The sequence below is a fragment of the Zwartia hollandica genome, from assembly GCF_019923725.1.
Taxonomy (GTDB): Bacteria; Pseudomonadota; Gammaproteobacteria; order Burkholderiales; family Burkholderiaceae_B; genus Zwartia; species Zwartia hollandica.
Genome location: NZ_JAHXRI010000007.1, coordinates 309,733 through 332,833, shown reverse-complemented (window position 1 = coordinate 332,833; position 23,101 = coordinate 309,733). Strand labels below are relative to the sequence as shown.

24 protein-coding genes are annotated in these 23,101 nt (G+C 53.2%); 7 read left to right on the top strand and 17 right to left on the bottom strand.

Annotation, left to right across the window (positions count from 1 at the left end):
• Position 1 precedes the first annotated feature (1 nt).
• Genes KZZ10_RS09680 through KZZ10_RS09645 form a run of 8 tightly spaced genes read right to left on the bottom strand, consistent with a single transcriptional unit; the run spans position 2 to position 7,371 of the window.
• A complete protein-coding gene (locus KZZ10_RS09680; RefSeq protein ID WP_259661310.1) occupies positions 2-718 on the bottom strand; it encodes an ABC transporter ATP-binding protein in 717 nt (238 codons plus the stop codon).
• The gene (locus KZZ10_RS09675) at positions 715-1,464 is read right to left on the bottom strand and encodes an ABC transporter ATP-binding protein (protein ID WP_259661309.1); all 750 of its coding nucleotides are present in this window, start codon (positions 1,462-1,464) and stop codon (positions 715-717) included. Before KZZ10_RS09675 ends, KZZ10_RS09680 begins: the two co-directional genes overlap by 4 nt.
• Positions 1,461-2,345, bottom strand: coding sequence for a branched-chain amino acid ABC transporter permease (locus tag KZZ10_RS09670; RefSeq protein ID WP_259661308.1), 885 nt, complete (start codon positions 2,343-2,345; stop codon positions 1,461-1,463). Before KZZ10_RS09670 ends, KZZ10_RS09675 begins: the two co-directional genes overlap by 4 nt.
• A 13-nt stretch (positions 2,346-2,358) precedes the next feature.
• Positions 2,359-3,231 (bottom strand): branched-chain amino acid ABC transporter permease, encoded by an 873-nt coding sequence (locus tag KZZ10_RS09665; RefSeq protein ID WP_259661307.1) that lies wholly within the window; start codon positions 3,229-3,231, stop codon positions 2,359-2,361.
• Positions 3,232-3,245: 14 nt separating this feature from the next.
• Positions 3,246-4,364, bottom strand: a complete 1,119-nt coding sequence (locus tag KZZ10_RS09660) for an ABC transporter substrate-binding protein (RefSeq protein WP_259661306.1) — start codon at positions 4,362-4,364, stop codon at positions 3,246-3,248.
• Between the two features lie 48 nt (positions 4,365-4,412).
• Entirely contained in the window at positions 4,413-5,603 is a 1,191-nt protein-coding gene (locus KZZ10_RS09655; RefSeq protein ID WP_259661305.1) for a CaiB/BaiF CoA transferase family protein, read from the bottom strand.
• Positions 5,600-6,454 carry a MaoC/PaaZ C-terminal domain-containing protein gene (locus tag KZZ10_RS09650; protein WP_259661304.1) on the bottom strand — a complete coding sequence of 285 codons (855 nt, stop codon included), beginning with the start codon at positions 6,452-6,454 and terminating at the stop codon, positions 5,600-5,602. The genes KZZ10_RS09655 and KZZ10_RS09650 overlap by 4 nt, the downstream gene beginning before the upstream one ends.
• 2 nt (positions 6,455-6,456) lie before the next feature.
• Positions 6,457-7,371, bottom strand: coding sequence for an SDR family NAD(P)-dependent oxidoreductase (locus KZZ10_RS09645; RefSeq protein WP_259661303.1), 915 nt, complete (start codon positions 7,369-7,371; stop codon positions 6,457-6,459).
• Positions 7,372-7,675: 304 nt separating this feature from the next.
• Between KZZ10_RS09645 and KZZ10_RS09640 the strand changes: the two genes are divergently transcribed.
• Genes KZZ10_RS09640 through KZZ10_RS09630 form a run of 3 tightly spaced genes read left to right on the top strand, consistent with a single transcriptional unit; the run spans position 7,676 to position 10,840 of the window.
• On the top strand, positions 7,676-9,055 hold the full coding sequence (locus KZZ10_RS09640; protein ID WP_259661302.1) for an ethanolamine ammonia-lyase subunit EutB: 1,380 nt from the start codon (positions 7,676-7,678) through the stop codon (positions 9,053-9,055).
• A 1-nt stretch (position 9,056) separates the two neighbouring features.
• Positions 9,057-9,863, top strand: coding sequence for an ethanolamine ammonia-lyase subunit EutC (gene eutC / locus KZZ10_RS09635; RefSeq protein ID WP_259661301.1), 807 nt, complete (start codon positions 9,057-9,059; stop codon positions 9,861-9,863).
• Positions 9,864-9,913: 50 nt separating this feature from the next.
• Positions 9,914-10,840, top strand: a complete 927-nt coding sequence (locus tag KZZ10_RS09630) for a tripartite tricarboxylate transporter substrate binding protein (protein WP_259661506.1) — start codon at positions 9,914-9,916, stop codon at positions 10,838-10,840.
• 6 nt (positions 10,841-10,846) lie between these two features.
• On the opposite strand, the gene KZZ10_RS09625 is transcribed toward KZZ10_RS09630, so the two are convergent.
• The 5 genes from KZZ10_RS09625 to KZZ10_RS09605 form a co-directional block, all read right to left on the bottom strand.
• Entirely contained in the window at positions 10,847-11,845 is a 999-nt protein-coding gene (locus KZZ10_RS09625) for a Bug family tripartite tricarboxylate transporter substrate binding protein (RefSeq protein WP_259661300.1), read from the bottom strand.
• Positions 11,846-11,905: 60 nt separating this feature from the next.
• Positions 11,906-12,880 carry a tripartite tricarboxylate transporter substrate binding protein gene (locus KZZ10_RS09620; RefSeq protein WP_259661299.1) on the bottom strand — a complete coding sequence of 325 codons (975 nt, stop codon included), beginning with the start codon at positions 12,878-12,880 and terminating at the stop codon, positions 11,906-11,908.
• 70 nt (positions 12,881-12,950) lie between these two features.
• Complete coding sequence (locus KZZ10_RS09615; protein WP_259661298.1) at positions 12,951-13,679, bottom strand: 3-oxoacid CoA-transferase subunit B; 729 nt, start codon at positions 13,677-13,679, stop codon at positions 12,951-12,953.
• Positions 13,676-14,347, bottom strand: coding sequence for a 3-oxoacid CoA-transferase subunit A (locus tag KZZ10_RS09610; protein ID WP_259661297.1), 672 nt, complete (start codon positions 14,345-14,347; stop codon positions 13,676-13,678). The genes KZZ10_RS09615 and KZZ10_RS09610 overlap by 4 nt, the downstream gene beginning before the upstream one ends.
• A 2-nt stretch (positions 14,348-14,349) precedes the next feature.
• Entirely contained in the window at positions 14,350-15,318 is a 969-nt protein-coding gene (locus KZZ10_RS09605; protein ID WP_259661296.1) for a Bug family tripartite tricarboxylate transporter substrate binding protein, read from the bottom strand.
• Positions 15,319-15,466: 148 nt separating this feature from the next.
• Between KZZ10_RS09605 and KZZ10_RS09600 the strand changes: the two genes are divergently transcribed.
• The 4 genes from KZZ10_RS09600 to KZZ10_RS09585 are packed head-to-tail and all read left to right on the top strand — an operon-like array spanning position 15,467 to position 19,812.
• Positions 15,467-16,657: an acyl-CoA dehydrogenase family protein gene (locus KZZ10_RS09600; RefSeq protein ID WP_259661295.1), complete on the top strand. Its 1,191-nt coding sequence runs from the start codon at positions 15,467-15,469 to the stop codon at positions 16,655-16,657.
• A gap of 8 nt (positions 16,658-16,665) precedes the next feature.
• The gene (locus KZZ10_RS09595; protein ID WP_259661294.1) at positions 16,666-17,775 is read left to right on the top strand and encodes an acyl-CoA dehydrogenase family protein; all 1,110 of its coding nucleotides are present in this window, start codon (positions 16,666-16,668) and stop codon (positions 17,773-17,775) included.
• 16 nt (positions 17,776-17,791) lie between these two features.
• A complete protein-coding gene (locus KZZ10_RS09590) occupies positions 17,792-18,622 on the top strand; it encodes an HTD2 family dehydratase (RefSeq protein WP_259661293.1) in 831 nt (276 codons plus the stop codon).
• Positions 18,619-19,812, top strand: coding sequence for a CaiB/BaiF CoA transferase family protein (locus KZZ10_RS09585; RefSeq protein WP_259661292.1), 1,194 nt, complete (start codon positions 18,619-18,621; stop codon positions 19,810-19,812). The genes KZZ10_RS09590 and KZZ10_RS09585 overlap by 4 nt, the downstream gene beginning before the upstream one ends.
• A 19-nt stretch (positions 19,813-19,831) precedes the next feature.
• Here the strand turns inward: KZZ10_RS09585 and folK are convergent, their stop codons facing one another.
• Genes folK through hda form a run of 4 tightly spaced genes read right to left on the bottom strand, consistent with a single transcriptional unit; the run spans position 19,832 to position 23,087 of the window.
• Positions 19,832-20,308: a 2-amino-4-hydroxy-6-hydroxymethyldihydropteridine diphosphokinase gene (gene folK, locus KZZ10_RS09580; RefSeq protein WP_259661291.1), complete on the bottom strand. Its 477-nt coding sequence runs from the start codon at positions 20,306-20,308 to the stop codon at positions 19,832-19,834.
• Between the two features lie 9 nt (positions 20,309-20,317).
• Positions 20,318-21,691 (bottom strand): polynucleotide adenylyltransferase PcnB, encoded by a 1,374-nt coding sequence (gene pcnB / locus KZZ10_RS09575; RefSeq protein WP_259661290.1) that lies wholly within the window; start codon positions 21,689-21,691, stop codon positions 20,318-20,320.
• On the bottom strand, positions 21,691-22,389 hold the full coding sequence (locus tag KZZ10_RS09570) for an HAD family hydrolase (RefSeq protein ID WP_259661289.1): 699 nt from the start codon (positions 22,387-22,389) through the stop codon (positions 21,691-21,693). The genes pcnB and KZZ10_RS09570 overlap by 1 nt, the downstream gene beginning before the upstream one ends.
• Positions 22,386-23,087, bottom strand: a complete 702-nt coding sequence (hda, locus tag KZZ10_RS09565; RefSeq protein WP_259661288.1) for a DnaA regulatory inactivator Hda — start codon at positions 23,085-23,087, stop codon at positions 22,386-22,388. The genes KZZ10_RS09570 and hda overlap by 4 nt, the downstream gene beginning before the upstream one ends.
• Between the last annotated feature and the right edge of the window lie 14 nt (positions 23,088-23,101).

Here is a 23,101-nt window from a genome sequence, read left to right as displayed (position 1 = left end):
CTCAATACAGTTCCATTAGTTCGGTATTATTGCTAAATGCTTCGGGTGTGCCTTCGCGGATGAGCTCGCCAGACTTCATCACAATCACACGATCAGAAATCTTAAGTGCTTCACGAACGTTTTGCTCAACGATCAAGATTGACATCTTGCGTTCTTGTTGAAGCGCACGAATCGGACCCACAAGGTCTTGAAAGAGTTTAGGCGCGAGACCGATGGAGGGCTCGTCGAGCAACAGGCACCGCGGTTGACTGAGAAGGGCGCGTCCCAGTGAGACCATTTGTTGCTGTCCTCCAGAGAGTGTGCCTGCGCGCTGCTGATAGAATTTTTTAATCATGGGTAATACGCTCATCACCCAATCTAGTCGCGCCGACTGCTCGCCAGCTGGAATCCCATTCGCCCAAAAACCGAGTCGCATGATTTCGGCTACGGTCAGTCCTGGAAACACACCACGACCCTCAGGTACGAGTGCGATACCCGCGGCATTCATGCCACGAGGGTCTGGCCGGTCAATGGTTTGTCCCTCAAGCAAAATCGTTCCGCCATTAAGAGGAACCAAGCCAAACAGAGCTTTGAGTAATGTTGATTTGCCCGCACCGTTATGTCCAATTAGACAAAGTACTTCGTTGTGCGCGAGGGCGACGCTGAAACTATCGAGTACGGGTCTGCCGCCATACCCAACCTTTAGATTCTTGGCTTCGAGAAAGTTGGTTAGGCTCATGAGCGGTCTCCAAAGTAAATCGCCGCTAGATGTGGGTCTTTGAGGATGTCTTGTGAGCTACCTTGGGCTAAGAGCTTGCCTTGATCAAGGAAAGCCACTCGGTCCGAAAGCTTAATCACGATATCCAAGTTGTGTTCGATGATGCATATCGTGATGCCACGCTTTGCATAGTCGCGTAATAGCGCCACGAAGCGATCGAAGGATCTTGGATCAAGGCCGGAAGCAGGCTCGTCTAGCAGCCAAAGCTTTGCTTCGCTTGCCATGATGCGCGCGAGGCTTAAGAATTTACGCTCGGCGTAGGCTAGATCGACTGCGCGTTCGGCTCGCTTCTCGGTTAACTGCGTTTCCTCGAGAATCTCATTAACCCGTTTCACTGCTGCTTGCCGTCCGCCTTGCCATAGCCAGCTGCTGCGCTCCATCACCGTCATGATGTTCTCTTCAACGGTCATTTGGCTAAAGAGACGTAGGTCTTGAAAGGTGCGGGCGATTCCCATACGGGCAATCCGCCAGGGTTCGATGCCCTTGAGCGGTTTACCGAGCCAGTGCACGGTGCCACTCGATGGGACTAAGTGTCCGGTGATCAGGTTAAACAGGGTGGTTTTGCCCGCGCCGTTTGGCCCAACAAGCGTCGTGATAACGCCTGCGGGTAAGTCGAGCGTGACATCTGAAATTGCCTGTAGGCCACCAAAATTTTTATTTATATTGCGGATCTCGAGCAGAATCTCTTGCTTGGTTGTTGTTGTCATGCGGATTTCTCCTTACTACGTCCGCCGACTAGTCCACCCGGGCGGAACATCATGAGCAACATCATTGCGAGGCCATAAATAATTTGCTGAATTGTTCCGAGCTCTGCGGGTGGTAAGAAGGGAAGGTAGGTGAGTGCAGCCGGCAGCGACATCAGTAGCGCGGCCCCAACAATTGGACCGAACAGCGTACCCGTGCCTCCTATGATGACCATCGCCATCAGCAGGATCGACATCTCAAGTGTGAAGCTCTCAACGTTAATGAAACTCATATAGAAAGCGTAGAGACAACCGCCAATGCCGGCCAGTCCAGACGACACAGCAACCGAGAGTGTCTTGATGGCGTTGACGTGCTTGCCGTAAGTCTGGGCCGCCGATTCGCTATCCCGAATAGTCATGAGGCTTCGACCGAAGCTGCCGCGAACAAGCAGCGCGGTAATGCCAATCATGATGAGCAATACGACGACGGCAAGTGCGAGAAAAGCGAGGTCGTCGTTAAAGGTGTATCCCAGTAACTTCGGTCGCGGAATGCCGATCATACCGCCTAGGCCACCGGTGGCTGCTTTCCATTCCGAAAAAATAGTGACTCCAATGACTTGGAGACCCAGCGAAGCTGCCACAAAGTATTCACCGCGCACGCGCAAGGCGGGGAGTGCCAAAGCCATGGAGAGAATGGCCGACACGGCAGCTGATGCGCCCATGCAGAGCAGGAGCGAATCTGAGGCATTCAGTGCGATGTACGCCGTCACATACGCGCCAACGCCAAAGAAAATAGCATGTGCCAACGAAAAGATGCCGGCGTAGCCCATGATGAAGTTCAAGGTCAACGCCAAAATGCCGTTGATGCAAAAAAGTACTGCAATGTTTTGTAGATAGGCGATCATGAGTTGTTCCTTTTCACGACACGACAGCGCGACCGTACACACCACCCGGGCGGAACAGGATGAACAAGAACAGAATGACAAAGGTCACAGCCTCGCTCCATTGCGGGTCGATGAAGGCCAGGCAGAGGTTTTCGGCTAGCCCCAACAGCATGCCTGCGACGGCTGCGCCGCGTAAACTGCCCACCCCGCCTACGATCGTCGCAGCGATGCTGATGAGCATGATGTGATGGCCCATCGCTGGGTTCAAGCCGGATGTTGCCGCAGTCAAAATCGCAGCTGGCACCACCAGAATTGAGCCGATCAAAAAAACGTACTGGGAAAGCCGTCTCGGTGTAAGACCATAGACTTCGATGAGTCCGGGGTTTTCACCCAACGCGCGCAAGGCAATACCCAGATTGGTGCGCGTCAGTAGCCACTGCAAAATAGCGAAAGAGATAATCGCGCAAACGATCACGACAGCTGCGATAGGCGCAATGAATAAGCCTGGGAAAACTTCCAAGCTTTTGCTTAAGGGCGTTGAGACTGTCACCATGCCGCGTCCAAAGACGATCGAGATGACGTTTTGCACAACAATCGCTGCACCAAAGGATGCAACAAAAACGGTAAAAAATGAGCCTTCGTGGCGCTGAATGATCGCGTACACATAGCGATCAAGCAGCACGCCGAAGAGACTGGCAGCGACTGCAGAGGCAATGGCCGCAAGCGGCCAATACCAGTGTAGTACGGAATAGCATTCATAAAAAATAAAACCTGCAATCGTGAAGGTTGCCCCATGTGCCGCGTGAAAAATCCGGGTCATGCCAAAGATCAGCGAAAACCCGGCCGCAATCAGCGCGTAGAGCGCGCCGGTCTGCAAGCCATTGGCTAAAAGTTGAGCAAACAACATGGGGCGATTTCCTATTATTTTCCAGCAACGACGACTTTGCTTGTGCCATCACCCACGATTTGGTTGATTTGAATAGGCGACTTGACGGTGCCGTCATCAGCAAAAGACACTTTCGCTCCAACAAACTGGAAAGACTTTGTCGCTTTGCGCTGTGCCAGCAAGTTCTCTCCTGTGACAGGTTTGCCAGCCTTTTCAAGTGCAGCCGCGAGTTCTGCAAACGTCAATACAGCGTTGTAGTAGTTCAGGACGTACATGTTTGGCTCTTTGCCATGTTTCTTTTTATAGTCCTCTTCCACGCGCTTAACGAGTGGATCATTTTTGTCGAGTGTGAGCAACTGGCTGGTGTAGTACAGTCCCTTGGCCTCGGGCAAATTCAGGACAGAGGGCAAAGACATTGCAGAGTAACTCGCCAGTGGTTGGCTGACTCCGTTGTCACGCAATTGCTTGACGAGTTGCACCTGCTGATTGCCATAGGTCGCGATATAGACTGCATCAGGCTTTGTGTCACGCACGCGTGCGGCAACGCCAGAAAACTGTTGCGCAGTCGTTGGGATAGAGAAAGAGCCCACGACAGCGCCGCCAGCTGCTTTGACTTCTTTAGTCAAGTCTGTGAGGACTGCTTGTCCTAGAGGATCGTCAACGTAGATCAAAGCGATGCGCTTAAATCCCTTCTCCTTAACAAGGAAAGGAACGATTGCGGTCACTTCAAAGTTCGCAAGCGGGATCACGTTCCAAAAGTATTCATTAAGTGTTGCGAGATCAGGACCAACGCCACCACCATTGACCATCACTGTTTTGGTGCGTGCGCCAATCGGTGCAATCGCTTTTGAGACACCAGTGAAGGCTGACAGCACATAGGGCACTTTGCTAACGTTCATGAGTTTGTTGGCTGCGATGACACCTTGCGCTGGCAGCCCTTGGCTGTCCTCATAAATGACGCTGAGTTTGCCTGATAGTTTTTTGTCGGCATTAATGTGTTCTGCTGCCAAATTAGCGGCAGAGCTAAATACTTGACCATATTCGGCATTTGGGCCGCTCATCGGAAATGCCGCACCTATTGTGTAGTCTTTGGCGAGCACAGGACCCGCGAGCGCCGTTTGCAGTAGGGCTAGACCTACAAGTAGTTTTTTCATGATGGTGTGTCTCCTAGTTATAAAAAATGACTGCTTTGTCGTGCGTAATTAGCTTTTTCCAAGAATCTCTTTAAGAATCTCGTCCGTATGTTCGCCCAGCATGGGTGCCGAGCGTTTGTACTGAATCGGTGTTGCAGAAAAATGCATTGGGCTTGCGGTAGTGGGTGCGGTGCCGCCGGTCGGATGCGGAATATTCTTCCAGATGTCTCGTGCGATCACTTGCGGGTGCGCAAACACCTGGTCGATTGTTTGTATCGGACCACAAGGCACTCCGACCGCCTCGAGCTTTGCAATCCAAGCGTCACGTTCACCCGTTGCTATAATTTTTTCAAGCGAGGGAATCAGCTCACTGCGATTCAAAATACGTGCGCGATTAGTGGCGTACTTCGGATCCGTGCCGTATTCTGGGATGCCGAGCGCGGTGCAGTAAGAACGAAATTGCGAATCGTTGCCGACCGCCACGATCATGAAGCCGTCCGAAGTCTTAAAAACTTGATAGGGAACGACATTCTGATGCGCATTGCCCGCCCGCTTTGGTGCTTGACCGGACGTCATGAAGTTTAGGTTTTGATTTGCCAACATCGATATATGGCAATCCAGAAGCGCGATATCGAGATGTTGCCCAAGGCCACTGTGGTTACGCTCTTGGATCGCTGCGAGAATCGCAACCGACGCATACATTCCTGTAATGATGTCAGTTACGGCAACGCCAGCTTTCTGAGGACCACCACCAGGCAGATCATCTCGCTCGCCGGTGATGCTCATGAGTCCGCCCATGCCCTGGATCATGAAGTCGTAGCCGGGGCGCTCTGCGTAGGGGCCTGTTTGTCCGAAGCCCGTGATCGAACAATAAATAAGCGTTGGGAATTCGTCTTTCATGCTTTCGTAGTCAAGGCCGTATTGCTTAAGGCCTCCAACTTTGAAGTTCTCAACCAATATATCGCAGTGCTTGGCAAGTTCTTTGACGAGTTTGATTCCCTCGGGACTCGCTAGATCAATTTCAATAGAGCGCTTGTTGCGATTGGTGCTGAGGTAGTACGCGGCTTCGGTCGTGTCTTCGCCGTTCTCGTCTTTCAGGTAAGGCGGACCCCAGGCGCGGGTGTCGTCGCCTAGTTTGGGTCGTTCAACTTTAATGACGTCGGCACCGAGGTCTGCAAGGTTTTGCGTACACCAAGGCCCAGCCAATACGCGCGACAGATCTAGAACACGGATTCCACTTAGAGGTGCGCGTCGCGTCATGCTTTGATCCCAGCAAAACCATGGCTCAAGACGACGACGTCGCGTTCAGCGACTTTTGCTCTAAAACGGACCGACTCGGCTGTGTCTTTCCAGATCTCACAGACCAGCGTTTCGCCTGGAAATACGGGTGAGGAGAAGCGTGTGTGTAGCGCGGTAAGTCTTGAAGCGTCGTTGCCGCAAGCTGCCTGGACAATCGCGCGTGCCGCTACACCGTACGTGCATAAGCCATGCAAAATCGGACGCGGGTAACCCGCACGTGTTGCGACAGCTGGATCTGCGTGCAAAGGATTGTTATCCGCACATAGGCGATAGATCAATGCTGCTTGCGGGAGGGTGGGGATCGAGCAGGTCATGTCAGGTGCACGGTCCGGCGTTGCGTCGAGTGCTGCGGGGCTCTCGTCGGAGTGGCTTAGTCCGCCGTCGCCACGGCAAAAGGTGGTTGATCCTAGCGTCACCAAAAGATTGCCATCGGCATCATGCAGAGTGCGCTCGCTGACCACGAGCGCACCTTTATCCGCGCCTTTGTCAATGACGTGGGTGATGCGAGTGCGTCCAATGACTCGACCAGCAGCGGGCAACTGACGATGAATCGTCAGTCGTTGCTCGCCGTGCACAAGCTTGACCCAATTAATCCCAGCTTTGGGGTCTTTCATCCAAAACCCTGGGTAGCCCAACACCACAGACATGGTAGGAAACGCTTGAAGGTCTTGTTCGTAGACGTATTTCAAGTGGTCAGGATTCGTGGGCTCTTGACCAAATCCGATCCCCAGCGCATAGAGAATGCTGTCGTTTTCTGTGTAGGTCCGGTCAACCTCTGGAAACTTCCAGTTTTTGATGAGTTGGTAATCCATGATTAGATTGGATCCCAGTCAATCGCATCGGGTGAGCGCTCAAGCGCCATGAAGTGATGTTTCATCGCAGGTGCGGCGATCTCGGCAATTGCTTCAGGCGTCCAGCCCGTGCTCATATGCACCGAGCGGATGGGGCGAGGCTGGCTAAACAACATGATTTCGTTCGCGCGCACACCAAAGATTTGGCCCGTGACTTCGCTGGCCCTGTCGCTTCCGAGATAAACGGCCATTGGCGCAATCTTATTGGCTTCCATCTTTTGCAACTTGGTTACACGTGCTTTTTCTTCGTCTGTATTCGCGGGAATAGAGCTTGTCATGCGGCTCCAGGCGAAAGGAGCGATACAGTTTGAGCGCACGTGGTAGCGTGCCATATCTAAAGCGATCGACTTCGATAGTGCTGCGATTCCTAACTTGGCCGCAGAGTAATTCGCTTGACCAAAGTTACCGATCAGACCCGAGGTCGAGGTCATGTGCACAAAGGCACCAGATTCTTGCTCGCGGTAATAGTTTGCAGCAGCGCGACTGACATAAAACGTACCGTTAAGGTGAACGTCAATGACTTGTGTCCATTCTTCTTCACTCATTTTGTGAAACACACGGTCACGCAAATTGCCGGCATTATTCACAACAATGTCGATGCGTCCGAATGTCTGTACAGCCGTTTCGATAATGTTGTTAGCGGTTACGCGCGTCGCAACGCTATCGGTATTGGGAACCGCTTGGCCGCCTGCCTTAATAATTTCATCGGCAACTTGTTGGGCGGGTCCGGCACCGGTACCTTCGCCGGCCAAGCTTGCGCCGATGTCATTGACGACGACTTTTGCGCCAGCAGCGGCCATGGCAAGCGCGATTCCGCGCCCAATCCCACCGCCTGCACCCGTGACCACTGCAACTTTGCCTGCCAACATTCCGCTCATTACTGCTCTCCTGTAAATCGGTTGTTCATTACCTTAACGCATTCGGCATGCTGCGGTGCGCAAGGCAAAGCGAGACAAGTTCCTATGACGTTTAAGCAATAGTAGATTTTTTCTTTCGGCAGGGGTATTCGTCATTTGCTAGGGCAGAGTTCGTTATTTTGGAAATATGCGGTTCGCCCGGGGTGTGTTGTCAGTAGACGCAGGGATAACCCTGATTTTTTTGTTCTGCAGCGAGAAAGATGTTTGAAAAGAATTGACGGGTATCATTGTTCTACGAACCGACTAGATTGCACTTGGGACAGCCATGGGTTTTAGAAAATCATTGGGTTCACGCAGCTATGTGTTTGCGGATTTAAGGTCTTTGATGGCCAAGGCCAGCCCCTTGCGGTCTGGGGACTGTTTATCGGGTGTGGCGGCTGCCACATCGGAGGAGCGAATTGCTGCAGCCCTTATTCTCGCTGAGGTGCCGCTAAAACGATTTCTTGACGAGCCGCTCATCCCCTACGAAGAGGACGAGGTCACGCGTGTGATCTTGGATGATCACCAACCCGATTCGTTTGAACGCATTTCAGGTCTGACCGTTGGAGACTTGCGTAATTGGCTCCTCTCCGACGCGGTGGGGACAGAGGATCTAGCCCAGGTCGCTCGGGGATTAACCCCTGAGATGGTAGCAGCGGTCTCCAAGATCATGAGAAATCAAGACTTGATTTTGGTGAGTGCAAAGTGTCGGGTAGTCACTCGATTTCGGAATACATTGGGATTAGATGGCTGCCTGTCAGTCAGGCTTCAGCCTAACCACCCCACCGATGACGTGCGAGGAGTAGGAGCCTCGATCATCGATGGTTTATTGAATGGGGCGGGAGACGCTGTTATTGGAGTGAATCCCGCCTCAGATAATCTGCGCGAAACGAGCCGTATCCTTTTGTTGTTAGATAAAGTGCGTCAAAAATTTGATATTCCCACGCAAACCTGCGTCCTGGGGCATGTGACGACGACGCTAAAGGCTATCGAGGGTGGACTGCCTGTCGACCTGGTCTTTCAGTCGATTGGCGGAACAGAGGGCGTGAATCGTAGTTTTGGTGTGAGTGTTTCTTTATTGGAAGAGGCTTATGACGCTGCCCTGTCTTTGGGGCGGGGCACCGTAGGCAATAACGTGATGTATTTTGAAACGGGTCAGGGGAGCGCGTTATCCGCTAACGCACATCACGGCGTTGATCAACAAACGATCGAAGCTCGAGCCTACGGCTTGGCGCGCAGATTTAAACCTCTTCTCGTAAATAGCGTTGTAGGTTTCATTGGGCCTGAATACCTCTATGACGGAAAGCAGATCATCCGCGCTGGCTTGGAAGATCACTTTTGCGGCAAATTGCTAGGATTGCCGATGGGGGTTGATATTTGCTACACCAACCACGCCGAGGCAGATCAGGACGATATGGATACCTTGCTCACGCTGCTGGGTGTGGCAGGCATTAACTACATTATGGGTGTGCCTGGGTCGGACGATATCATGCTGGGATATCAAAGCACCTCGTTTCACGACGCCTTGTACATACGGCGAGTGTTGGGTAAGCGACCTGCACCGGAATTTGAGGCGTGGCTTAAGAAGATGGGGGTGACGGACGAGCGCGGCGATCTTATTCGTCACGCAGATGTACAGGCATTGTTGAAATTTGAAGGAACCTAACGTGACCGAGTACAAAATAGCACCGGATCAACCCTCATTTTTAGAAGCGACGCCAGCGTGGTCCGCCCTGAAGGAATTTACTCGGGCTAGGATAGCGCTTGGACGCACAGGTGTGAGTCTTCCGACAAACGAACTTCTTGAATTTCGACTTGCTCACGCTAGAGCGCGCGACGCAGTGCATGAGGCACTCGATATAGAGACGCTCACGCAGGGGTTGGTTCACATGGGATTTGATCCTACCGCTGTCTCGAGCAGAGCCGAAAATAGAGAGCACTATCTGTTACGACCAGATTTGGGTCGTCGCCTCTCGGACATCAGCATTCGCACGTTGGAAGAGTCAATCCGTCAAGCGCGCCTCTCGCCCGGCGCGATCGCATTTGTTGTTGCAGATGGACTCTCAGCGAGAGCGGTTCAAACGCACGCGCTTCCGACGCTCAAGGCGTTGCAGGCTCTCGGATCGCCGCTCGATAACTCGGCGGTTGTAGTGGCTACACAGGCGCGCGTAGCGCTTGGCGATGAGATCGGTGAGGTCTTGGGTGCCGAGATAGTTGTTGTTTTGATTGGTGAGAGGCCAGGTTTGTCGGCGCCCGACAGTATGGGAGTCTATATGACTTGGCATCCTAGGGTGGGACGCAACGACTCTGAACGCAACTGTATATCAAACATCCGACCCGAGGGTTTGAGCTATGCTGGTGCTGCACAGAAACTTGCTTGGTTAATTGCGCAAGCAAGAGTTCTTGGTAAAACTGGCGTAGATTTAAAAGAAGCGTCGGAATACGAAACAGATACGATAAGGATAAAAAAATGAGTCAGTCATTTGCAGCGACCTACCTTTTAAAAACATGCGCGCTGATTGGTATGTGTTTGGTGACCGGCCTCACGCAGGCTGCTTGGCCAGACAAACCGGTTACCTTCATTGTGCCGTTTCCTCCTGGTGGGCCAGTAGACACAACGGCACGTCTTACGACTGCACCGTTATCTCAGTTGTGGTCGGTCACTGCCCCTATTGACAATAAAGCAGGCGCGGGCGGTATCGTCGGTGCGCAAGCGGCTGCTAAGGCTGCGCCCGATGGTTACACCTTTTTCTTTGCTGCTATCCATCACGCGGTACTTCCCAGCTTGAAGAAAAGTCTGAGTTACGACATTCAGAAAGACTTCGTGCCAGTGGGGATGGCCGCGAGGTTTCCGATCGTGCTTGTGGTGCATCCTTCTCTGCCTGTTAAGTCCGTCGCAGAGTTGATTGCCTATGCGAAAGCCAATCCAGGAAAGCTCTCTTATAGCTCCTCGGGTACGGGCGGTGGTACCCATCTCGCGGGTGAACTATTTAATAGCCTTGCTGGTACAAAAATGCAGCACATTCCCTATAAAGGGAGTGCTCCAGCGATGCAGGATTTGGTTGGTGGCCAAGTGCAATTGATGTTTGCTGATGGCCCTTCTGCCTTGCCCTTTATCAAGTCCGGAAAAATTAGAGCTCTTGGTGTTGGTAATCCGGAGACTTCAAAGTTTTTCCCTGAGGTCCCCACGATTTCCGCCGCAGGTTTGCCAGGTTATGAAGCGTATTCTTGGACAGGTGTAGTGGCGCCCGCCGGCACGCCAGCCGATATTGTCAAGCGTGTCAATGCCGATATGGTGCGGGTCTTGTCCGCTCCAAAAACGGTGGAAGCCTTGATGGCTGCTGGCGCAGAACCGGCGCCAGGGTCACCTGAGCAATTCAAAGCGTTTTTGGAAAACGAATTGAAGAAGTGGAGCGATACGATAAAGAGTGCGAATATCGTTGCGGATTAAAGTGGATCAATCAGGATAAATCTTTCCTTTTGTCACAACGCCTTCCCACATTGCGTATTCACTATTGATCTGTTTTTCAAGATCTTTGGCATTGCCTTTGTCGATGGTGTAGCCTGCTGCCACCGCAGAATCCGTAAACCCTTTGCTTGTCTTCGCGGCTTCGACAGCTTTGGTGAGTTTTGCGACGACCTCGGTAGGTATGCCTTTAGGTCCGATGACGGCAAACCATCCCAACACTTCGTAGTCGGCGATTCCAGCTTCGATCATGGTGGGTACGGTCGGTACGCTTGGGTTGCGCGTCTTTGATGTGACGGCGAGTGCACGTGCTCTGCCGCTTTCAACAAACGCTTTGCCTGTCCCGACGATATCGAACATGAACGTCACCTTGCCACTAATCACGTCGACCATCGCAGGGGCGTTCCCCTTGTAGGGGATATGAAGCATTTGGGTATTGGTGGATTGCTTGAGCAGTTCGGCGGACAAGTGATTTGACCCGCCAAAGCCGGCAGAGCCAAAGGTGACTTTGTCTGGATTTTGTCGGGCGTACTCGACAAGCTCTTTGACTGTCTTGACGTTTGTTTGAGACCCAACGAGTAGCATGTTGGTGTAGCTAAGGATCGGACTAATCAGCGTGAAGTCTTTACGTGGGTCGAAAAGCTTGCTGCGTTGAACAATCGGGGAAATAGTAAGACTAGGACTCGCGACATAGTTAAGCGTGTAGCCATCTGGCGCTGACTTTGCCGTTGCGTCAGCGCCGATCATGCCGCTCGCACCCGCGCGATTTTCTACAATGACGGACTGATTAAGCTGCTCGCCCAAGAATTTTGCGAAGACGCGGCCCGAGACATCCACGGGTCCACCTGGTGGGTAAGCGACGATTAGTTTGATCGGACGATCAGGCCAATTTGCCTGCGCATTCGCAGCGGTGCCAGCTACGCCCGCCAGTAACGTTACGCCGAGTGCACCGAGCAGGCGAGCGATTTTTTTTGTAGTGAATGTTTTCATAGAATCTCCGAAGTACATGTTGTCGCGTTCTGCGCAGCCCAGCAAGGTGCACAGTCAGTGTTAGTTAATTTTTGCGCCCGAGTCTTTGACGGCTTTATTCCACATTTGAAGTTCCGCTTCAATATGTTTGCCGAATTCAGCAGGGGTGGACCCCACCATCTGGTAGCCGTTTGCAGCCAGTTGTTCCCGGATTTTTGGATCCTGAGCGACTTCGGCGAATGCTTTGTTGAGTCGATCGATCGCCGCGCTCGGCGTACCTGCGGGGGCCAAAATTCCATACCAGACGTTTACTTCAAAGCCTGGCAACGTTTCAGCTACGGTGGGGACATTGGGCAGAATCTCGGTGCGCTTGGCACCAGTTACTGCAATGGCTTTTAGCTTGCCCGCTTTAACCTGTTGGTACGAGGTGGAAATGCTGTCAAACATCAAGGAGACTTCACCGCCGAGCATCGCGATGACAGCAGGGCCACTCCCTTTGTAAGGGATGTGCACCATCTGCGTACCCGTTTTGCTCTTGAAAACTTCAACAGCTAGGTGACTGGTGTTTCCATTGCCTGCTGATGCGTAAGACAGTTTGTCTGGATTCGCTTTAGCGTAGGCAATGAGCTCAGGAATTGTATTGACTGGCGTTGTCAGGGGTGCAGCCACCAACAAAGGCAAGGTTGCAACAAGAGACACTGGTGCAAAATCTTTACGTGTGTTGTAAGGCAACGAGGGGTAGAGCGCATCGTTGATGGCGTGTGCCGTCAAGACCATCAGAATCGTGTTGCCATCTGGTTTGGCGCGCGCGAGTGCTTGCGTAGCAATGGTGCCACCGGCGCCTGCTTTGTAATCGAGTACGATTGTCTGGCCAAGCTTCTTTTGAAGCTCGGGAAGTATCGGCCTGGCAAGCATATCGGCGCTACCGCCAGGTGGATAGGGAATGATCAGTGTGATGGGCTGGTTACTTGCTGTCTGCGCATTCGCTGCAAAGCTAGCAGCGAGCGCTAGCGAGGCAAGTGCTGTCTTGGCTGACGCCAGGATCGTTGTTGTCATGTTGTTTAGCTCCTGATTAAAAAAACGGCGCCTGCGGCGCCGTTTGATTCAACGCGTATGGCGATTCACACTATCGATCGTAAAAAGGCTTTCCTTCCGAATTACGACGAATCACCGACAGCTTAGACGATGCTTTGATGGGCGCGCCAGTTTTTTGCTTAAGGGTTTCCATGGATAGACCCTCAATAATGGCACGGACTTCGAACCCTTCTGCTCCAATATCAATGATCGCCAAATCGGTGTACACCTGATTCACAACGCCGGCTCCTGTGAGTGGATAAGTGCAGGCTTTCATGAGTTTTGGTGTCTGATCCTTGGCCACATGCTCCATCATCACGATCACGTTACGTGCGCCAACCGCGAGATCCATCGCTCCGCCAATTGCTGCGATGGCATCAGGACCTGAAGTGATCCAGTTTGCCAGGTCACCATTCGCTGCTACTTGAAAGCCTCCTAGGACCGAATAGTCGAGATGGCCTCCGCGCATCATTGCAAACGATACGGTGTGCTCCGTAATCGAGGCGCCAGCAAGTAGCGTGACGGGCGTGCGACTGGCGTTGATGATATCGAGGTCTATCTCGTCTCCCACGGAGGCGCGGCCCATACCCAAAATACCGTTCTCACTGTGCAGGAGTATTTCGCGATCAGTGGGAAGGTGGTCTGCAACCTGAGTCGGCATGCCAATTCCAAGGTTCACGACTGAGCCATCCGGGAAGTCGTTGGCAACCAGGTAGGCAATTTCACTGCGTGAGAGTGGCTTGAGAGTGCTGTCTGAATTGCTGCTTGAAACGTTGCTCATCGCTCCCCTCCGATTGCTACGACTGACTGAACGAATATCCCTGGCGTCATCACATGTTCTGGCGCTAGGTCTCCTAAGGGTACGATGCGATTGACTTGGGCGATCGTGTGCTTGGCCGCCATGCACATCACAGGTCCAAAATTTCGAGCGGCCCACCTGTAAGTCAGGTTGCCCCAGCGATCGCCGAGGTTGGCGCGCACTAAAGCAAAGTCGCCTGTTAACGGCTGTTCCATGATGTAGCCTTTGCCGTTAATGACACGTTGTTCTTTGCCCTCGGCGATGAGCGTGCCGTAGCCTGTCGGGGTGAAGAACGGGCCCAAGCCAGCGCCTGCCGCACGCAAGCGCTCTGCCAATGTGCCTTGCGGCATGCATTCGAGTTCCACTTGACCTGCACGATAGGCATTAGCAAATACATCGGAGTGCGCAGGACGAGGGTGCGAACACACAACCTTACGAACCCTGCCTGCCTTGATGAGCCCAGCAATACCGGTCTCGTGCGTGCCCGCGTTGTTGCTAATGATGGTGAGTTCGCGCAAGCCCTTATCCATGATGGCACTCATGAGCTCAAAGGGGATGCCTGCATCACCGAAGCCACTCACCATCACGGAGGCACCGTCTTGAATCGGCGCGATCGCCTCTTGGAGTGACTGCTTGACCTTATCCAGCATGATTACTCCATTTGCAACTTGGCGGCTTCAACAATCTTTCTCCAGCTTTCACGCTCTTTGTCCATGAAAGCGCCAAACTCTGCAGGGGTATTTCCGCCTGGTACACCACCCATCGTCGCGAAGCGCTTTTGAATATCAGGCATTGCTAATACTTTTTTCGTTGCTTGCTGAATTTTGTTCACGAGCTCTGGTGGAGTACCGGCAGGAGCAACGAAACCAAACCAAGCTGTGACGACCATATCTTTAATGCCGGCTTCGGCCATCGTGGGTACATCAGGTAGTTGTGCAGAGCGCTCGGCGCCCGTCACGGCGAGAGCACGGAATTGGCCGGACCGGATGAATTCAATCGAGCTCGGCAAGTTATCAATCGCGAATGTAACTTGACCACCCAACAGGGCTGCAACGGCTGGACCCATGCCTTTGAATGGGATGTGGGTGAGTGTCAGGCCCGTGCGCTGCGCAAACATTTCAGCCGACATGTGTGGTGACTGTCCCGTCCCAGAGGAGGCAAACGAATAATTGCCTTTTGGGTCGTTTTTGATTGCATCAACGAGATCCTTCACCGTTTTATAGGGTGATTTGCTATTGACCACGAGCACGTTTGGTACCGAGATGACGAGCGTGATGGGGCTGAAGTCCGTGTGCTTGTAGGGAAGCTTTTTGTACAGGCTGTAATTGATGCCGTTCGGACCAATGTTGCCAAATCCGATGGTGTAGCCATCAGGTGCGGACTGTAACAAGGCTTGGGTGCCGATAATGCCAGCTGCGCCCGCGCGGTTTTCAACGATAACGGTCGTGCCCAGTTCTGCACCAATTTTTTCGCTCAGGAGGCGGGCGGTGATGTCGGTTGTTCCACCCGGGGCGGCGGGAACAATGAGGCGAATCGGTTTGTCAGGCCAGGCAGCTTGTGCCGTTGGGGCGAGGGCAAGCGCGCAAAGGCTAATAAGGCCAGCTCGAATTAGGGTTTTCATGGGTAGTCTCCTAGGAAAGGGTGTTTTTTAGCATTTTGCTGGATTGTATGGCCTCTAGAGGATTTTTACTTCCTGAACGCTGGGTTCCAAAATACAAGAAGCTAGCGGTCGACCACGGCGTTAAGATTGTGCGCATAGGAGAATACTTATGGATCTGACTTGGACCCCAGAAGAGCGCGCCTTTCGAGAAGAGGTGCGCGCATTCGTGCTGGCAAAGCTTCCCGCAAGTTTGCGGGCAAAGACGTTCGCACATCATCGTCTCAAGCGCGAAGACTATATGACATGGCATCGATTGCTGGCAGCACAAGGCTGGGGTGCACCTAGTTGGCCGATTGAATACGGTGGTACGGGTTGGAATCCGCTGCAACGTTTGATTTTTGAAATCGAATGCTTCAAGGCGGGTGCCCCTCGGTTGCTTCCGTTTGGGTTGGGAATGATTGGCCCGGTCCTAATGAAATATGGATCCCCAGCACAAAAGGATCGTTTTCTTTCGCGCATCATCACTGTCGAGGATTGGTGGTGTCAGGGGTATTCGGAGCCTGGTTCCGGATCCGATTTGGCGTCTCTTAAAACGCGTGCAGAACGAGTGGGTGACCGCTACGTCATCAACGGGCAAAAAACCTGGACCACACTAGCGCATCATGCTGATTGGATGTTCTGCTTGGCGCGTACAGATCCTGCGGCTAAAGCGCAACGTGGTATTTCGATGATTCTGATCGACATGAAGCAACCTGGGGTTCAGGTTCGTCCGATTAAGACCTTGGATGGTAGTGCCGAGGTCAATGAGGTGTGGCTTGAGAATGTTGAGGCTCCGGTTGAGAACTTGATCGGTGAGGAAAATGCCGGCTGGACGTATGCAAAGTATTTGCTTGGCCATGAGCGCAGTGGTATTGCAGGGATTGGGCATTGCCACCGTGAGCTGGCCATTTTGAAATCTTTGGCCGAGCGCATGATGGCCAGCGGCGAGTCAGTGAGCTTGAATCCCAGGGTGCGCGACGCCATCAATCGTGTCGAAGCACAGGTCCTGGCGTTGGAAATGATGGTGCTGCGTGTAGCGACAGACGACACCACGGAGCCCGGACCAAAAGCATCCATACTCAAAATCCGTGGCTCTGAGTTGCAAATGGAACTCGCAAAGTTGCAGATGCAAGTGGCGGGAGCAGAGTCCTGGCCTTACGACCCAGAGTGGATGTTTGCCGAGTCTGCATTTCATGGTCCAGGCCCTGAGTATGCAGCCGCAGCCGCAGCCGCCTATTTTGATATGCGCAAGACGGCGATTTATGGCGGAACCAATGAGGTTCAAAAGGGCATCATCGCCAAGCAGATTATCGGGGTTTAGGACACATCATGGATTTTTCATATTCAGAAGAACAGCGTATGTTGACCGATAGCCTAAAAAGGCTGGTGGCAGACGAGTGGACGCGTCCAAAGCGTCGGTCGCGTTTAGGTGGGCTTGACGCAGCGGCGTGGGGTAGCCTCGTCGAATTGGGAATGGGTGGCCTGTTGGTCTCCGAGGAGTTCGGAGGCTTCGGTGAGTCACCGGCCACGATGTTGGCGGTTCACCAGGAGTTGGGCCGCGGACTAGTCAGTGAGCCAACGATTTCGAGCGCTGTCATGGCAGTCACGCTATTGGGCCATGCAGACTGCCAAGTACTCAAGCAGCGTTGGCTCTCTGCGCATGCAGAAGGTGAAGCTTTGCTAGCAGTGGCTTGGCAGGAGTCGGGTGAGCGCGACGCGCAACGCCCGCTGTGTACGCGTGCCACCGTGGTTGCGGATGGGTATGCGTTAGACGGACAAAAGATCCTGGTTTGGCATGGTGCGTCAGCCAACGGCGTGATCGTATCGGCGTTGTTGGACGGAGAGCCAGCGTTGTTTATGGTCGAGCAAGGCGCCCAGGGTTTGTCTTGCGAGGATTTCCCGACGTTTGATGGGAGCCGCGCCGCCACGTTACGCTTTGATCGCGTTGTCGTATCTGGCGATCAGCTTATTGCTACTGGTGCACAAGCACAAGCCTTGCTTGCGCTGGCAATCGACTTTGGAATCACCGCACTTTGCGCGCAAGCTTGTGGCGCAATGGCGGCACTGACCGACACGACTATTCAGTATTTGAAAACTAGAAAGCAGTTCGGCCAACCGCTTGCGGCCTTTCAGGTTTTGCAACATCGCTTGGGCGATATGTTGATTCAGTCCGAGATGGGTTTGTCGATGACCTACGCGGCAACCATTGGCCTCGCAGAGCAAGATCCCATCAAGCGTGCGCGGCTAGTGTCGATGGCCAAGATCGAAGTGGCTGCGGCTGCGCGTTTTGTCGGTGAAGCTGCCGTACAGTTGCACGGCGGGATGGGCGTAACGGATGAGTTGGAGGTCGGTGATTTCTTTAAGCGCTTGACCTATGTCGATTTATTGCTAGGCGACACCAACTACCACCTGCAGCGTTTGCAGGACCTCACGGATTAAAGATTAAGGATGATGCATGTCTAGTACTGACTTGAGCGCTTGGCTTGGTAAACAACAAACTGTGGTGGATCGGATGGATCCCGGGCATGCGGCGCGCATTGCCGTCACATTAGGCGATCCCATCCCTGAAGTGGGGATGAAGCTCTCGCCGTTGTGGCATTGGGCTTTCTTTTTGGAGACCGTGCCGATCGCACAAACAGGACTGGATGGTCACCCCGCACGCGGGAGTTTCTTGCCACCTGCGGATAATCGCAATCGTATGTGGGCAGGCGGACGTGTGAGTTTTGATGGCGCGCTGGAAGTGGGTGTAGAAGCCCGCAAGACGTCAACGGTTACCGCGATACAAGAGAAAAAGGGACGTACAGGCTCTTTGCTGTTTGTTACCGTCAAGCACGATATCGAGCAGAATGGAAAGCTTGTCGTGAGCGAGGAGCAAGACATTGTCTACCGCGAGCCAAGCCCACCGAAGTTGCAAGGTACTGAGCCCGCACCAGCATCGCAATGGAGCGAATTAGTTGATCCTAGCCCAGTGCTATTGTTCAGATACTCGGCTGTGACATTCAATAGCCATCGAATTCATTATGATCATCCGTATGTGACACAGACCGAGGGCTATCCTGGTCTAGTGATTCATGGACCACTGATCGCAACGATGATGTGCCGCGCTTTCGCGCATGCTCATCCAAAGGCATCGTTAAAACATCTGGCTTATCGAGGTTTGCGTCCACTGATTGCACCCAAAGTGTTCTCTGTGGCCGGTGCCGTGGTAGCGCAGGGAGAGGCGAAACTTTGGGCAGAACAGGACTCGACCCTGGCGCACCAAGCGGAATTGAGGTTTGAAGCATGAAGAACGTAAAGCCACGCCCCTTGGATGGGGTGACTGTTATCAGTCTAGAACACGCCATTGCGGCGCCATTTTGTACGCGACAACTTGCAGATATGGGCGCGCGCGTCATCAAGGTAGAGCGCCCAGGCGTTGGAGATTTTGCACGCAAGTACGATGAGCGGACCCACGGCATGGCATCGCACTTTGTCTGGACGAATCGCTCCAAAGAGAGCTTGACGCTGGATTTAAAGCACGAACAGGCTGGTCCAATTTTGGAAGAGCTCTTGGGGCAAGCAGATGTGCTGGTGCAGAACCTTGCACCAGGCGCTGCTGCGCGGATGGGGTTGTCATTTGAGGTTTTGCATAAAAAATTTCCTCGCTTGATTGTCTGTGATATTTCCGGTTACGGAGAAGGCGGTCCCTACGAAACAAAAAAAGCTTACGACCTACTTATTCAGAGTGAAAGTGGCTTCATCTCGGTGACAGGATCTGAGGACTCACCTGCCAAGGCTGGTTGCTCGATCGCGGATATCGCAGCAGGCTCCTACGCGTATTCAAGTATTTTGAACGCCTTGCTTTTGCGTCATCAGACAGGGTTGGGCAGCCACCTTGATGTCTCGATGCTTGAGAGCATGGTCGAGTGGATGAGCTTCCCGTTGTATTACGCGATTGATGGGCAAAAGCCGCCGCCACGTGCAGGGGCGGCGCATGCGACGATTTATCCTTACGGACCCTTCCCGGTTGGCGATGGCAGTAACGTGATGTTGGGTTTGCAGAACGAGCGTGAATGGCAAGTGTTCTGCGACAAAGTGCTTGGGCAGTCGGATTTGGCTACGAATCCCCAGTACGACTCCAATCCGAAGCGTGTCGCGAATCGTGAGCATCTGCGAGGCTTGATCGTTGCTGCGTTTTCAAAGATGACAATTGATCAAGTCGTGCAAGCGCTCGAAGATGCGCAAATTGCCAATGCGCGCGTCAATGAGATGAAGGATGTTTGGTCGCATCCCCAGTTAGCGGCGCGTGGGCGTTGGACGCAGGTCGAAAGTCCCGTAGGTGCGTTACCTGCGTTGTTGCCGCCCGCAACCAATAATCAGTTTGACGCACGCATGGATCCAATCCCTGGGATCGGTCAACACACGCTAGCAATCCTAAAGCAACTTGGCGTGAGTGATGAGGTTGTTGCGACTCTTCGTGCAGATAAAGCGATTTGAGACTCGCCTGGCACAGTGCTCAGGGCAAGGGCGAAAGACCCTGGTCTTTGCACTGCCCCAAAAGCGTGTCAAGACTGCCTTGCGATAGCGTCATATTTCCCGCTATGTCGCGCAGTGGTTGGAGCACAAACGCACGCAAATGCATGCGCGGATGCGGGATGGTGAGCATAGGCGTATTGAGTGTGATCTTGTCGTACAGTAAGAGGTCTAAATCCAAGGTTCGCGGCGCGTTAACGTAAGGACGTTCGCGCCCGTGATGCAACTCAATCTTTTGTAGTGCTGCAAGCAATTGCTCAGGGCTAAGTGATGTATGGATACTCGCCACGGTATTGATGTAGTTTGGCCCACTTGAATCAATCGGTGCGCTCGAGTAGAGCGGCGCCACTTTCACGAGCTCGATTCCAGGTTCTGCAGCGAGATCATTTAACGCAGCCTGTACTGTCTCGCGGGCGGCCCCGAGATTTGCGCCTAGACCGATATGTGCGAGTATCGACATGGCTTGTTGTCACTCTTGCTGGGTGGGGCCGTCTGTTCGGTCACCACTCGTTGGGCTACGGCGCCGTCGACGCGTTCGGCTTCGGGGTGCTGTTGTACTCGTATCCTTCGGTAGACGGCTGAGTTCCTCGAGCATCTCAACGCGCGCCGTATCATCGGCATTTGCGAGGTCCATCCACCACTGCGCTAGGACGCTATCAAATTGATGCGCAGCGGCGCGAAGTTGCAGAAAGTCGACAGAAGCACGAAATCTCGGTTGCTCAAACATGCGCCAGATCGATTTAGGTAAACGCTTTTCGAAGCGCGGCTGCATGAACCAGATTTCGCGCATATCAGCGCTGAAACGCTTTTGGATTGCGAGCTTTTCTGTTTGCTCATCTAGCACCGAGTCGGCTGCATCCATGAGAGCCTGAATGCTTGGTTCGCCTGCTTGAATACGCTTTTTCCAACGAAGATCGACTTGATGCCAAAGCAGCGCAGCGAATAAAAAGCTTGGGCTAACAGTTTTGCCGCTGCGGATACGATGATCGGTGCGATCGAGTGCGAGTTCGATGAATTCTTCGCCACCTGGCTGTTCGAGCACAACATCTAGCAAGGGCAAAATACCCTGATGTAGGCCGTCTTGCCGCAGTTGCTGCAAACAGTCCATTGCATGACCACAGGTCAATAGCTTGAGCATTTCGTCAAACAGTCGAGAGGCGGGTACGTTCTCGATTAGCTCTGCCATCGATTGCAAGGGTGCTTTCGTATCGGTATGAATTGTCCCTTTTAACTTTACGGCAAAGCGCACCGCACGCAACATTCGCACGGGATCTTCACGGTAACGGGTACGAGGGTCGCCAATCATTCTGACTGTGCGTGATTTAAGGTCTTCTACACCATTGTGGTAGTCGATCACTTCTTCAGTGGTGGGGTCGTAATACAACGCGTTGATGGTGAAGTCACGTCTTGCTGCGTCTTGCGCATGCGTGCCGAACTCATTGTCGCGTAGGATGCGACCATGGTCGTCGGTCGCCTGCGATTCAGACGCAGGTGCGCGAAAGGTTGAGGTCTCAATGATTTCTTGACCAAAGACAACATGGACGAGCTGGAATCGACGGCCGATAATCCGGGCCCGGCGAAATAGGGGGCGAATCTGCTCGGGTGTGGCGTTTGTTGCCACATCGAAATCCTTCGGCTCAAGTCCAACGATGAGGTCTCGTACAGCGCCGCCGACAATGTAGGCTTGATAACCTTCGTGCTGAAGTACTTCGCATACTTTGATTGCATGACGTGAAACATTGCGTCGATCGATCCCGTGCTTTGCTCGCCCAATCCGGCGCATCGCCTTTGGCTGCTGACCTAAAAGTTTTCCAACAAAGCGTTTGAGTGTATCGGTGATCATCAGGATTTTTTATCGGACAACTGATTAAATAGGTTGAGCACGGGCCAGGTGCGCTCTTGCGCAACTGCAAGTAGGCCGGGGCTTGGGTTGGTTGCGATGGGGTGCGTGACGACCTCTAGCAAGGGAAGATCGTTGGATGAGTCACTGTAGAAATGTGAAGTTTCAAAATCCTGCAACGTCTTTCCAAGGCTTGCTAGCCAGCTTTCGACGCGAATAACCTTGCCATGTTTGAAGCTGGGCGTGCCTGAAATCTTTCCGGTGTAGCGTCCAGCCTGATACTCGGGTTCAGTTGCAATTAATGTTGGGATACCGAAGGCGCGTGCAATGGGAGAGGTCACGAAGCTGTTCGTGGCGGTCACGACCGCACATAGATCGCCTGCTTGTAGGTGTTTTTCGACTAGCGCAATCGCTTGAGCGGTCATCGCCGGACGAATCACTTTTTGCATAAATTCCTCGTGCCATGCTGCAAGCAAGTGCGGTGGATGTGCAGCAAGGAGGCCGAGCATGAACTCGGCGGCCTGCTCGGCTGTGAGCTCACCTGCGTTGTAACGATCCATTAACTCTTGATTGCGGCGCAGTGCCTCTGCAGGGTCTCCGGCACGTCCGGTTTCGGCCATAAAGATGGCCCATTGATAATCGCTATCCAAAGGGAGTAGTGTGTGATCTAAGTCGAACAGAGCGAGTTTTTTATAGGTCATGATTGGAGAAATTCACGGTCGGCTAGCATCAGTCGTACGAGAGGAACCGTGATCGTACGGTGCTTGGACAGAGAGTAGCGGTCTAAGGCATCGATTAAGGCGAAGAGCTGGCGAATGTCGCGTGAGTAATGTGTCAGCATCCAGTCCAGCACGTCAGAGGAAAGCGGTAGTCCTTGCTGTTTGGCATAGGTCACGAGTGCTTCGGATTTGTCTGTATCCGAGAGGGGTTCGAGCCGGAATACAAGATCCCAGCCTAAGCGGGTACGTAAATCTTCGCGCAACGACATCGACAGCGGAGCGCGATCCCCAGTAACGACAAGCGCGAATGCCGCTGCAGTCGAGGCTAACTCACGCCAGCGATTGTACAGGGCAAATACGGCCGCCTGCTGTGGCTCGTCGAGCTCCTGGATGTCGTCTACTGCGATAACTTCAGCGGCTTTTTCAAGAGTGGGGTTGGTTGCAAGGGCCATCATGGCGCTGGCTGAGGTGCCAGCGCCGAGCAATAGGGTAGACCTAGACCCAGCGATTGCGCGCAGCAGATGGCTGCGCCCTGAGCCTGGTGGCCCCCAAAGATAGAGCGCTCGCCCCCGTTCTAGGCCCGTCACAGCCGAGATGGCAGCGGCATTAGCACCCATTACCGTCGCGGCTAACGTCGGCCCCTGAGCGGGGATGATTTCCAGAAGTAATTGCCGACTCATCGACTCATCGTAAA

Coding starts and splice junctions, on each gene's coding strand:
- KZZ10_RS09680 (WP_259661310.1), bottom strand. CDS start 718: ATGAGCCTAACCAACTTTCTCGAAGCCAAGAATCTAAAGGTTGGGTAT.
- KZZ10_RS09675 (WP_259661309.1), bottom strand. CDS start 1,464: ATGACAACAACAACCAAGCAAGAGATTCTGCTCGAGATCCGCAATATA.
- KZZ10_RS09670 (WP_259661308.1), bottom strand. CDS start 2,345: ATGATCGCCTATCTACAAAACATTGCAGTACTTTTTTGCATCAACGGC.
- KZZ10_RS09665 (WP_259661307.1), bottom strand. CDS start 3,231: ATGTTGTTTGCTCAACTTTTAGCCAATGGCTTGCAGACCGGCGCGCTC.
- KZZ10_RS09660 (WP_259661306.1), bottom strand. CDS start 4,364: ATGAAAAAACTACTTGTAGGTCTAGCCCTACTGCAAACGGCGCTCGCG.
- KZZ10_RS09655 (WP_259661305.1), bottom strand. CDS start 5,603: ATGACGCGACGCGCACCTCTAAGTGGAATCCGTGTTCTAGATCTGTCG.
- KZZ10_RS09650 (WP_259661304.1), bottom strand. CDS start 6,454: ATGGATTACCAACTCATCAAAAACTGGAAGTTTCCAGAGGTTGACCGG.
- KZZ10_RS09645 (WP_259661303.1), bottom strand. CDS start 7,371: ATGAGCGGAATGTTGGCAGGCAAAGTTGCAGTGGTCACGGGTGCAGGC.
- KZZ10_RS09640 (WP_259661302.1), top strand. CDS start 7,676: ATGGGTTTTAGAAAATCATTGGGTTCACGCAGCTATGTGTTTGCGGAT.
- KZZ10_RS09630 (WP_259661506.1), top strand. CDS start 9,914: ATGTGTTTGGTGACCGGCCTCACGCAGGCTGCTTGGCCAGACAAACCG.
- KZZ10_RS09625 (WP_259661300.1), bottom strand. CDS start 11,845: ATGAAAACATTCACTACAAAAAAAATCGCTCGCCTGCTCGGTGCACTC.
- KZZ10_RS09620 (WP_259661299.1), bottom strand. CDS start 12,880: ATGACAACAACGATCCTGGCGTCAGCCAAGACAGCACTTGCCTCGCTA.
- KZZ10_RS09615 (WP_259661298.1), bottom strand. CDS start 13,679: ATGAGCAACGTTTCAAGCAGCAATTCAGACAGCACTCTCAAGCCACTC.
- KZZ10_RS09610 (WP_259661297.1), bottom strand. CDS start 14,347: ATGCTGGATAAGGTCAAGCAGTCACTCCAAGAGGCGATCGCGCCGATT.
- KZZ10_RS09605 (WP_259661296.1), bottom strand. CDS start 15,318: ATGAAAACCCTAATTCGAGCTGGCCTTATTAGCCTTTGCGCGCTTGCC.
- KZZ10_RS09600 (WP_259661295.1), top strand. CDS start 15,467: ATGGATCTGACTTGGACCCCAGAAGAGCGCGCCTTTCGAGAAGAGGTG.
- KZZ10_RS09595 (WP_259661294.1), top strand. CDS start 16,666: ATGGATTTTTCATATTCAGAAGAACAGCGTATGTTGACCGATAGCCTA.
- KZZ10_RS09590 (WP_259661293.1), top strand. CDS start 17,792: ATGTCTAGTACTGACTTGAGCGCTTGGCTTGGTAAACAACAAACTGTG.
- KZZ10_RS09585 (WP_259661292.1), top strand. CDS start 18,619: ATGAAGAACGTAAAGCCACGCCCCTTGGATGGGGTGACTGTTATCAGT.
- folK (WP_259661291.1), bottom strand. CDS start 20,308: ATGTCGATACTCGCACATATCGGTCTAGGCGCAAATCTCGGGGCCGCC.
- pcnB (WP_259661290.1), bottom strand. CDS start 21,691: ATGATCACCGATACACTCAAACGCTTTGTTGGAAAACTTTTAGGTCAG.
- KZZ10_RS09570 (WP_259661289.1), bottom strand. CDS start 22,389: ATGACCTATAAAAAACTCGCTCTGTTCGACTTAGATCACACACTACTC.
- hda (WP_259661288.1), bottom strand. CDS start 23,087: ATGAGTCGGCAATTACTTCTGGAAATCATCCCCGCTCAGGGGCCGACG.